Genomic DNA, 9,443 nt, shown 5'->3' on the forward strand with positions numbered 1-9,443 from the left:
CTGGCCGGCTCCCCGCACCTCCGGATGGGGTCATGACGAGCCGGCCAGCGGCCGGCACTACCGTTGGCGCGACCCCGGCATCCAGGCATCACCGTCGACGCGCTGCAGGCATCCAGGCATCACCGTTGGTTCGATCCACGCGCCTGCATTGCCCGGTCACACCTCGCGTGCGGCCAGGAACTGGTCCAGCAGCCACAGCGCCGCCGGCCCCAGCGGCGCGTCCTTGGACCACACTGCATCGCAGGCCACCAGCCGCGGCCAGCCGGGCAGGGCGAGTTCGCGCAGCTGGCCGCGCCCGTAGCGGGCCACCAGCGCACGCGGCAGTTCGGCCCAGCCGAAGCCGTCTTCGGCCATCTCCAGCACCATCAGGTAATCCGACGCAGCCCAGGTCCGGCCGCGCGCCTGGCCGTTGCGCCGTTCATTGCCGCTCAGGCAGATCTGCCGGTGGCCGGCCAGGTGCGCCTCGTCGATGCCAGGGCGCTGTGCCAGCGCATGGTCGCGGGCGACGAATACGGCCATCTCGGCGCGCAGCGGCACCGCGCGCACCGCCAGGTCGGAAGGATAGGTGGTCTGCTGTGGCAGCAACCCAAGGTGGGCGCGGCCGCGCTGTACCGCGTCCAGCACGTCCTCGCCTTCGGCATCCAGCCATTCCAGCTCGATGTCCGGAAACCGCTGCTCGAAGCGCTGCAGCAGGTGGTGCGCGGGATCGATCTGGTAGATGTCGGAGAACACCAGGCTCAGGCGCGGCTCCACCACGTCGGCCAGACGGATGCTGAGCTGTTCCAGGCGGTCGGCGGCGGCAAGGACTTCCTGCACGTGGCCGAGCACCTTGCGCCCGTCGTCGGTCAGCACCGGGTAGCGGCCGCTGCGGTCGAACAGGGTCAGCCCGAGGTCCGCCTCCAGCGTGGCGATGGCGGTGCTGACCGTGGACTGGGTCTTCTTCAGGCGGCGCGCCGCGGCGGAAAACGAGCCCAACGCGGCCGCTTCGACGAAGGCATGCAGGGATTCGGGGCTGTAGCGCATCGAGGTATCGCCTTTTTCGATGGATACCATCTTTGGTCTGATGGAAACGCCGATGATAATGGGCACCTCATCCGGGCGCCATCGCCTCTTTCATCGCACCGGCCCGCGTGGCCCGTGCCCCGGCACCCCGCCGTCAGCGGGCGCGGCCGGCCGCAATCAAGGAGCTTTCCATGCACACACAGGTGCATTCCCCCTCCCGTGCCCGTAGCGGTCTGATCGCGTGGGCCTGTCTGGTCGTGGCGATCATCGCCGAAGTGGTCGGCACCTCGTTCATGGCCCATGCCGCGCGTCATGGCGGCTACCTCGGCTACGGCGTGATGGCGGCCGCGCTGGCCGTGTCGTACTACTTCCTGGCGCTGTCGGTGCGCGGCATCGCGGTCGGCGTGGCCTATGCGGTGTGGGAAGGTCTGGGCCTGACCCTGTTGACCCTGGTGGGCATCCTGGTGTTCAAGGACAGCCTGTCGCTGCAGCAGGCGATCGGCCTGGCGATGGCGGCCATCGGCATCGTCTGCGTCACGCTGGGCGAGGAGCACGGGTCATGAACCTCACTGCCTTCCTGTTCGTGCTGTGCTCGGCGCTGATCGATATCGCCGCCAACATGATGGTCGCCAAGTCCGATGGCTTCCGTAAGCCGGGCTGGGGCATCGGCGCCATCGTGCTGGTCTGGGTGGCGTTCGCGCTGCTCGGCCAGGCGGTCAAGACGCTGGACCTGGCCACGGCCTACGCCATGTGGGGCGCCATCGGCGTGATCGGCACCGCCGTGTGCGGCCGGGTGCTGTTCGGCAACCGCCTGCGGCCGATCGGCTGGGTGGGCATTGCCCTGGTCACCGGCGCCGTGGTGGTGCTGTCCAGCCACTGATCCGGCTCAGCGGAACAGCTGGTTCAGCACGGCACCGGACGCCGCATCGGCGAACCCGTTGAAGCGGCCTTCGTCCCTCAGCAGCTGCGACGCCCGCATCATCCCGCCCCAGGCAGTCCGCGCCATCGCACCGCCCACGCTGACCCGGCGCACACCCATGCCGGCAATGTCCTGCAGGGTGAAGGGCAGCGCGCTGCCCACCAGCAGGTTGACCGGCCGCGGCGCCACTGCGGCCACCACGGCATGGATCTGCTCGGGAGTGGTGATGCCGGGGGCATACAGGCAGTCCGCACCGGCCGCGGCATAGGCGCGCAGGCGGGTGATGGCATCGTCCAGATCGGGGCGGCCGACGAAGAAGTTCTCGGCGCGGCCGACCAGCAGCACGTCTTCACCGGACGCGTCGATGGCATCGCGCGCCGCGCGCACCCGTGCCACCGCTTCATCCAGCGTGCGCAGCGGATGCGCCGGGTCCGGCGCGGCATCCTCGATGGAAATGCCGGCCACCCCGGTGGCGATGGCGCGCGCCACGTTGCCGCCGACCTGATCGAGGCTGCCGAAGCCGTCGCCGAAGTCCGCGTTCACCGGCAGCGGCGTGGCCGCTGCCAACGTGTGCAGGTGCTCCAGCGTGGCCTCCAGTGACAGCTGTCCATCGGCCTTCCCCTGGCTCCACGCGACCCCCGAGCTGGTGCTGGCCAGCGCCGGAAAGCCGAGGTTGTGCAGGTAGCGCGCACTGCCCACGTCCCACGGATTGGACAGGACGAAGCAGCCGTGCTCATGCAACGCGCGGAAGGCCGCGCGGCGCGGGCGCGGATCGAAGGAGAGTGCCGTCATGGTGCGCATCCGGTAAGCAGTGGTCCGATGGTAGCGCCAGCGGAGGCCACGGCCGTGCTGCGCTGCGCGATGCCACGGCCGCGCAGCGCAGGCCCCTCAGAACGCGAGCGTGCCCTGCAGGTACACGGTGCGCGGCTGACCGACGAACTTGCCGCCGTTGTTGTCGGTGGAGCGCGTGTAGTAACGGCGGTCGAGCAGGTTCTTGACGCCGATCGCGAGCGTCAGGTCGTGCAGCTCCGGGCCGAAGTCGTAGCCGGCGCGCACCGCCACGGTGGCATAGCCGGGGATGTCGCCGAGGCGGCCGGTGGCGTCTTCCTCGGTGACATACGTGGCGTCTGCCGCCGGCGTGCCGGGCGAGCGCTGGCCGGACTGGGCGAACAGATCGGCGTTGAAGGTCCAGCGGTCGACCGCGTAGCGCGCGCCGAACGACCCCACGTTGCGCGAGTACAGCGGCAGGTCCCGGCCGGCAAACACGCCGGCACGGGCGGTCGCGTCGGTCCAGGTATAGGTCATGGACAGCTGCAGGCCGGCCAGCACCTCACTGAGGTGGCCCATGTCGTAGCGCAGCGCCGATTCGGCGCCGCGATGGCGGGTCGCGCCGAGGTCGGTCCACATGCCTTCGCCGACGATCGAGCGGGCCAGCTGCAGCTCCTTGTCGAAGTCCACGTTGAACAGGGTGAACTCGCCGCTCAGTGCACTGCCGTTGAAGTGCGTGCCCAGCTCGTAGGTGGTGGCCGATTCCGGGTGCAGGCCTTCGGTGGTGGAGGCCAGCTGGCTGTACTGCTGCGGGCCGAACGACTTGCCGCCATTGGCGAACAGCGACCAGGCATCGTTGAGGCGGTACAGCACCGACAGCGTGGGCAGGGTCTCGCGCGACTCGATGCGCGGTTCGAGCAGGCTGGTGACGCTGCCGTTGGTGGCCAGGTTGGTGATGTGGTTGAACGTGCGGATATCTTCCACGCGCACGCCCGGCGTGATCGTCCACTTGCCGATGTCGATGCGGTCGTCGATGTAGAAGGCATTGGCCGTGGTCCCGCCGCGGCTGGTCTGGTACGGCAGCAGCGGCAGGTCGAACCCGGCCACGGCGGCGCCGGGACGGTAGTAGCCGGTGCGTGAGGCGACCTCGCTGCTGGCTTCCTTCAGGTAGCGGTAGCCGACGCTGACCTCCTGCACCACCGTGCCGGTGGTGAACAGCCGCGAGTAGCGCGGCTCCACGCCGAGGTAGTGGTAGCTGCGCGGCGCGGCGGTGAGACGGCGCCGGCCGGCGCTCGCGCCACTGCCGTCCTGCTCGATGTAGCTGCCGCGGAACGAGTCCACGTAGTAGCCCAGCACCTCAACGCTGTTGCGTCCATCGGTGAAGCTGTACTTGAGCGAGCCGTCGCTGCGGCGGCCGCTGAACACGTCGTAGGGACGCGTGGACTGGAACGGGTCGGCGGCGTATTCGGCGGTGGTCAGCCCGCCGGGCATGCGCCCGCTGCCCTCGAAGTGGTGCAGCGACAGCGCCAGATCGCCCGCGTTGCCCAGGCCGTAGGCGGCCTTGAGGATCACATCGTCGATGTCGGTCGCATCGTTGCTGGACCGCCAGCCATCGCCGTGGGTGCCCGAGTACAGCAGCGCCATGCCCAGGCCGCCGTCGGTGGTGCCGCCCAGGAACAGGCTCGGCACGGTTTTCGTGTTGCCGCTGCGGCCGTACATCTCCGAACTGAAACCGAGCGTGCCGGCGAAGTCGGTGGGGATGGCGCGGGTGACGAAATTGATGATGCCTCCCACGTTCTGTGGTCCGTAACGCACAGAGCCGGCGCCGCGCACCACGTCCACCGATTCCAGGTTGCCCAGCGCCACCGGCGCCAGCGACAGCTGCGGCTGGCCATAGGGCGCGTAGGACATCGGCACGCCGTCCATCAGCACGTAGGAACGCGGCGACAGCCGTGAGGTCAGGCCGCGCACGCCCACGTTGAGCGACACGTCGCTGCCGCCGGTGCCGTTGCTCTCCTGCACCTGCACGCCGGGGATCTGGCGCAGCACGTCGCGCACGCTGGTGGAGCCGCTTTCGGCGATGCGCCGGGACTCGACGATGCTGCGCGCGCCCGGATGGTCGAGCAGCTTGGCTTCGGTGGGGTTGTCCAGCCAGTTGCCGGTGACCTTGACCGCATCCAGTTCGGTCGGCGTTGCCGGGGCGCTCTGGGCGCTGGCGCCGGTGGGCAGGGTGGCAAGGGCGGTGATCAGGGCGGCGGCGAGCGACGAACGACGCAGGGAGAACAGGGGCAGCGGCATGGACGACAGGTCTGGACAGGCGGGGCGCGAAGCCGGCGGATGCTACTCCAAATGGGAATCATGCGCATCGCGCCCGCCGTTCAGGCGCGCACCCACCGCGAAACAAGACCGATCACCACCAGCGCCACCGCGACCGCGCAGAATGCCGCCACCAGGCTGCTGGCATGGGCCACGAAACCGATCAGGGCAGGGCCGGCCAGCACCCCGGCGTAGCCCAGCGTCGTGATGGCGGGGATGGCCAGACTTTCCGGCATCACCTTCTGGTTGCCGGCCATCGAGAACAGCGCCGGGACGATGTTGGCGCAGCCGAGCCCGATCAGGGCGTAACCGCACAATGCCAGCGGCAGCGCGGTGGCGAAGGTGGCCAGCGCGAAACCGGCCGCCGCGACCAGGCTGCCGAGCAGGATCGCGCGATGGCGGCCCAGGCGTGCCACGACGCCGTCGCCGACCAGGCGGGTGACGGTCATCGCGATGGCGAAGGTCATGAAGCCCAGCCCGGCACGCGACGGCGCCACCTGCTGTACCTCATGCAGGAACACCGCGCTCCAGTCCAGCATCGCGCCTTCGGCGAGAAAGGCGACGAAGCACAGGATGCCGATACCCAGGACCACGCCGTGCGGTACCGCGAACACCGGTGCGCCGGACGGCGCCTTGTCACGGCGCCAGAATGGCACGGCCACGGCCAGCAGTGCGGCCATCGCGGCCGCCGCCAGCAGGCACACCAGCCACGGCGGCAGGTGCAGGGCGAGCAGGGTGGTCATCGCCGCCGCGCCGACCGCGCCGCCGATGCTGTAGAACGCGTGGAAGCCGGACATCATCGGCCGGCCGCTGTCGCGCTCGACCATCACCGCCTGGATGTTCATCGTGCAGTCGCAGGCGCCCACGCCGGCGCCGAAAACGAACAGCGCCAGACCCAGCGTCCACGGCGAGGGGGCGATGGCCAGCAGGGGCAGGCTGGCGATCACCAGCAGCAGCGTGGCGACCATCACGGCGCGGCAGCCGTGGCGCGCCGCGAACACCCCGGCCAGCGGCATCGACAGCAGTGATCCGGCGCCCAGGCAGAGCAGCACCACGCCCAGGCTGGCGTCATCCAGCCCGGTACGGGCCTTGGCGAAGGGGACCAGCGGCGCCCAGGCGGCGGTGGCGAAGCCGGGCAGGAAGAACGCAGCACGGGTAGCGTGCTGTTCGGTGCGGGGGGTGGGGACAGGCATGGGGGTTCCGGCAGGCGGGAGAACGGGAATCGACACGGCGGATCAATCGTGGGACGCGCGCAGGATGTCCACGCCGCGACGGGTGAACGCCTCCACCTGGGCCAGCGGCGCGTCGGCGTCGAGCACCAGCAGATCGATCTGTTCGACGCTGCCGATGCGGTGCGCGGCCTGGGCGCCGAGCTTGTCGGTGGTGGCCACCACGACGCACCGGCTGCTGGCCGACAGCAGGGCGCGCTTGAGGGCGGCCTCTTCGCCATCCACCGCCCAGATGCCAGCGTCGGCATCGACGGCGCAGGTGCCGATGAAGCACACGTCCACCCGCAGCGCGGCGATTGCTTCCAGCGCCTGCGCGCCGACCGCGGCGCCGATGCGCGGGTCCACGCGGCCGCCAATCAGAGTGACCTCGATACCGCCGCGTGCGATCAGCGCCAGCGCGATGTCCGGCGCATTGGTGACCACGCGCAGGCCCTGTTGCTGCGGCAGGCAGGCGGCAATGGCGCTGTTGGTGGACCCGGCGTCGAGCAGCACCAGCTCACCCGGCAGCACCTGCGCGGCGGCGACCCGGGCCAGCGCCAGCTTCTGCTCGCGGCGCTGTTCGTGGCGGGCAGCCAAGGGCGGAAAGTCCGGGGTGGCCGGCAGCGCGCCACCATAGACCTTGCGGCACAGGCCCTGGCTGGCCAGATCACGCAGGTCGCGGCGGATCGAATCCTCGGATACCCCCAGCTGGGTGGCGAGCTGGGCGGAGAACACGCGGCCCTGCGCGTGGAGCTGGCGGAGGATGGTCTGTTGGCGTTCGCCAGGCAGGGCGTCGGGGAGCATGGTCGGGCACTCGGGCAGGGCGGTGGAGGGTGGCTTGCCTGCGGCAAACGGGCACCATCAGGCACGATCTGCCGGCGGTGTGTGCACAGTCTAGCGCATTGTGCGTACGAACATGCATTATCGTGCACGTTTGTGCGAAATCACGCGCCGGTCTGTGGCGCATCACGCGCCAGCTCGGGCTGCACCAGTGCCGCCATCCAGTCCATGAAGGCTGCCACCCGGCGCGGGAGGTGGCGCCGCTGTGCGTACAGCAGGGTCACCGGCATCGGCTCGGCCACGCACTGCGGGAGCACTTCCACCAAGGCCCCGGACGCAAGCGCCTCGCGCGCGCCAAGCCGGGGCACCTGGATGATGCCCAGCCCGGCCAGGGCTGCCGCGCTGTAGCCCTCGCCGCTGTTGACCGTTACCGCACCGCGCATCGGCACGGTCCGGTAGCGCTGCCCATCGTGGTATTCGAAGCCCGGCGAGCGCTGTCCCAGCGTGCCGACATAGTGGATCAGGGCGTGATCGGGCAGGTCGGCCAGGTCACGCGGCACGCCCCGGGCGGCCAGGTAGGCTGGGCTGGCGCAGTTGACGATGTGCATCCACCCCAGCGGCCGGGCGACCAGCGTGTTGTCGTCCAGCGGGCCCACCCGGACCACGCAGTCAAAGCCTTCGCGGACCAGATCCACGCGGCGGTCGGTGCCGCTCAGTTCGATTTCGATGCCGGGGTGCCGGGTCAGGAAGCCGGGGAGGTGCGGAATCACCAGCTGCCGCGCCAGGCCGCTGGACATGTCCACCCGCAGCCGGCCCTTCAACTGGCCGGTCTCGCGGCGGAACATGCCCTGCAGCTCTTCCATGTCATCGAGCAGGTCACGGGCGCGCTGCTGGAAACGGGCACCGTCGGCGGTGAGCTGGACGCGGCGGGTGGTCCGGTGCAGCAGCTGCACACCGACCTCGGCCTCCAGCCGCTGCACCGCGAGCGACACCGACGCCTTGGGCAGGCCGAGCGTGTCGGCCGCGCCGGTGAACGAGCCCAGTTCGGCGACCCGCAGGAAGCTGCGGAGCTGGTCGAGACGATCCACGGATTGTTCGCTCTGGTTGGACAGTCAAATCAGGATCGCGCGATTTATCCAGCCTGGCAACACCAATACGCTGCACCTCTACCCACGCAGGAGAGTGAGATGAGCGTTCAGAACCGAATCGTGCTGGTGACCGGCGGCAGTCGTGGCCTCGGGCGCAATGCCGCACTGGCCCTGGCCGCCGACGGCGCCGATGTGATCCTGACCTACCGCAACCAGGCCGATGCCGCGCACCAGGTGGTGGCGGATATCGAGGCACTGGGCCGTCGCGCGGCGGCGCTGCCGCTGGACATGGCCAACAGCGCCGGCTTCGGCGACTTCGCCGGGCAAGTGCGCGACACCCTGCAGGGCTGGGGCGCGACCCATCTGCAGGGCCTGCTCAACAATGCGGGCGAAGGGCTTTACGCGCCCATCGCCGACACCACGCCGGACCAGTTCGACCATCTGGTGGCGGTCCATCTGAAAGGGCCGTACTTCCTCACCCAGGCGCTGTTGCCGCTGATTGCCGATGGTGGCCGCATCCTCAACGTCTCCAGTGGGCTGGCGCGCTTCTCGCTGCCGGGCAGCTCGGCCTACGCCATGATGAAGGGCGGGGTGGAGGTGTTCACCCGTTATCTGGCCAAGGAACTGGGCGAGCGGGGCATCAGTGCCAACACGCTGGCGCCCGGCGCGATCGAGACCGATTTCGGCGGGGGCCACGTGCGCGACAACGCACAGACCAATGCGATGGTTGCTTCAATCACCGCACTTGGCCGCGCCGGGCAGCCGGACGACATCGGCCCGGTCGCTGCCATGCTGTTGTCGCCCAGCACCGGCTGGATCAACGCGCAACGTGTCGAAGCGTCGGGCGGCATGTTCGTGTGAGGGTGCGGCGGGCGTGCGGCAGCGTGTCGCACGCCCGCAAACGGGTCGCATTCGCACCAAGCCGCTATCATGGCCGGTTCCGATGACTGCGACGCCGAGTAAGACGTGAACGCGAAACCTCCGATGCACCCGATGGGCCGTGTGTTCGCCACCGTTGCCTTCATTGAGGCCCTGACCTGGGCGGGCCTGTTGATCGGCATGTACTTCAAGTATCAGGCGGCCGATCCGACCCCGGTCGGCGTACGCCTGTTCGGCCCGCTGCACGGGTTCGCGTTCATGGCCTACGTCGTGGTCACCGTACTGGCCGCCGTGAAGCTGCGCTGGCCCTGGTGGGCCGCACTGCTGGCGCTGGCCGCCGCCATCCCGCCGCTGGTCACCCTGCCGCTGGAGTGGTGGTTCAAGCGCCGCGGCCTGCTGGCCGCCCCGCAGCGCCGCCCGTAGAGCCGGGCTCTGCCCGGCTGCGTTCCGTTCCGGCGCCGATAACCCCCGCGCGCGGCGCGC

10 protein-coding genes are annotated in these 9,443 nt (G+C 69.9%); 4 read left to right on the forward strand and 6 right to left on the reverse strand.

Annotated features, from left to right (window positions below; all coding sequences use genetic code 11):
* Positions 1 to 156: 156 nt before the first annotated feature.
* Positions 157 to 1,023: a LysR family transcriptional regulator gene (locus ACO6VK_RS20270; RefSeq protein WP_422510302.1), complete on the reverse strand. Its 867-nt coding sequence runs from the start codon at positions 1,021 to 1,023 to the stop codon at positions 157 to 159.
* Positions 1,024 to 1,193: 170 nt separating this feature from the next.
* On the opposite strand from ACO6VK_RS20270, the gene ACO6VK_RS20275 reads away from it, so the two are divergent.
* Entirely contained in the window at positions 1,194 to 1,565 is a 372-nt protein-coding gene (locus ACO6VK_RS20275) for a DMT family transporter (protein ID WP_422510286.1), read from the forward strand.
* Complete coding sequence (locus ACO6VK_RS20280; RefSeq protein WP_422510288.1) at positions 1,562 to 1,882, forward strand: DMT family transporter; 321 nt, start codon at positions 1,562 to 1,564, stop codon at positions 1,880 to 1,882. The genes ACO6VK_RS20275 and ACO6VK_RS20280 overlap by 4 nt, the downstream gene beginning before the upstream one ends.
* A gap of 6 nt (positions 1,883 to 1,888) precedes the next feature.
* On the opposite strand, the gene ACO6VK_RS20285 is transcribed toward ACO6VK_RS20280, so the two are convergent.
* The 5 genes from ACO6VK_RS20285 to ACO6VK_RS20305 all read right to left on the reverse strand — a co-directional run bounded on the left by ACO6VK_RS20285 (position 1,889) and on the right by ACO6VK_RS20305 (position 8,081).
* Entirely contained in the window at positions 1,889 to 2,713 is an 825-nt protein-coding gene (locus ACO6VK_RS20285; protein ID WP_422510290.1) for an isocitrate lyase/PEP mutase family protein, read from the reverse strand.
* 96 nt (positions 2,714 to 2,809) lie between these two features.
* Entirely contained in the window at positions 2,810 to 4,987 is a 2,178-nt protein-coding gene (locus ACO6VK_RS20290; protein ID WP_422510292.1) for a TonB-dependent receptor family protein, read from the reverse strand.
* A gap of 80 nt (positions 4,988 to 5,067) precedes the next feature.
* Positions 5,068 to 6,198 (reverse strand): MFS transporter, encoded by a 1,131-nt coding sequence (locus ACO6VK_RS20295; protein ID WP_422510294.1) that lies wholly within the window; start codon positions 6,196 to 6,198, stop codon positions 5,068 to 5,070.
* A gap of 42 nt (positions 6,199 to 6,240) precedes the next feature.
* Entirely contained in the window at positions 6,241 to 7,017 is a 777-nt protein-coding gene (locus ACO6VK_RS20300; RefSeq protein ID WP_422510296.1) for a DeoR/GlpR family DNA-binding transcription regulator, read from the reverse strand.
* A 140-nt stretch (positions 7,018 to 7,157) separates the two neighbouring features.
* Entirely contained in the window at positions 7,158 to 8,081 is a 924-nt protein-coding gene (locus tag ACO6VK_RS20305; protein ID WP_422510298.1) for a LysR family transcriptional regulator, read from the reverse strand.
* A gap of 99 nt (positions 8,082 to 8,180) precedes the next feature.
* Here ACO6VK_RS20305 and ACO6VK_RS20310 point away from each other — a divergent pair, with 99 nt between their 5' ends.
* Both ACO6VK_RS20310 and ACO6VK_RS20315 read left to right on the forward strand, forming a co-directional pair.
* Positions 8,181 to 8,942 (forward strand): SDR family NAD(P)-dependent oxidoreductase, encoded by a 762-nt coding sequence (locus tag ACO6VK_RS20310; RefSeq protein ID WP_422510300.1) that lies wholly within the window; start codon positions 8,181 to 8,183, stop codon positions 8,940 to 8,942.
* Positions 8,943 to 9,065: 123 nt separating this feature from the next.
* Positions 9,066 to 9,383: a DUF3817 domain-containing protein gene (locus tag ACO6VK_RS20315; RefSeq protein WP_422510304.1), complete on the forward strand. Its 318-nt coding sequence runs from the start codon at positions 9,066 to 9,068 to the stop codon at positions 9,381 to 9,383.
* The last annotated feature ends 60 nt before the right edge of the window (positions 9,384 to 9,443 follow it).

The organism is Stenotrophomonas sp. GZD-301, assembly GCF_049310345.1.
GTDB lineage: Bacteria > Pseudomonadota > Gammaproteobacteria > Xanthomonadales > Xanthomonadaceae > Stenotrophomonas.

Excerpts from the sequence above, each read along its gene's own strand:
- ACO6VK_RS20275 (WP_422510286.1), top strand. The coding sequence starts at position 1,194 with ATGCACACACAGGTGCATTCCCCCTCCCGTGCCCGTAGCGGTCTGATC.
- ACO6VK_RS20270 (WP_422510302.1), bottom strand. The coding sequence starts at position 1,023 with ATGCGCTACAGCCCCGAATCCCTGCATGCCTTCGTCGAAGCGGCCGCG.
- ACO6VK_RS20310 (WP_422510300.1), top strand. The coding sequence starts at position 8,181 with ATGAGCGTTCAGAACCGAATCGTGCTGGTGACCGGCGGCAGTCGTGGC.
- ACO6VK_RS20285 (WP_422510290.1), bottom strand. The coding sequence starts at position 2,713 with ATGACGGCACTCTCCTTCGATCCGCGCCCGCGCCGCGCGGCCTTCCGC.
- ACO6VK_RS20290 (WP_422510292.1), bottom strand. The coding sequence starts at position 4,987 with ATGCCGCTGCCCCTGTTCTCCCTGCGTCGTTCGTCGCTCGCCGCCGCC.
- ACO6VK_RS20280 (WP_422510288.1), top strand. The coding sequence starts at position 1,562 with ATGAACCTCACTGCCTTCCTGTTCGTGCTGTGCTCGGCGCTGATCGAT.
- ACO6VK_RS20300 (WP_422510296.1), bottom strand. The coding sequence starts at position 7,017 with ATGCTCCCCGACGCCCTGCCTGGCGAACGCCAACAGACCATCCTCCGC.
- ACO6VK_RS20315 (WP_422510304.1), top strand. The coding sequence starts at position 9,066 with ATGCACCCGATGGGCCGTGTGTTCGCCACCGTTGCCTTCATTGAGGCC.
- ACO6VK_RS20295 (WP_422510294.1), bottom strand. The coding sequence starts at position 6,198 with ATGCCTGTCCCCACCCCCCGCACCGAACAGCACGCTACCCGTGCTGCG.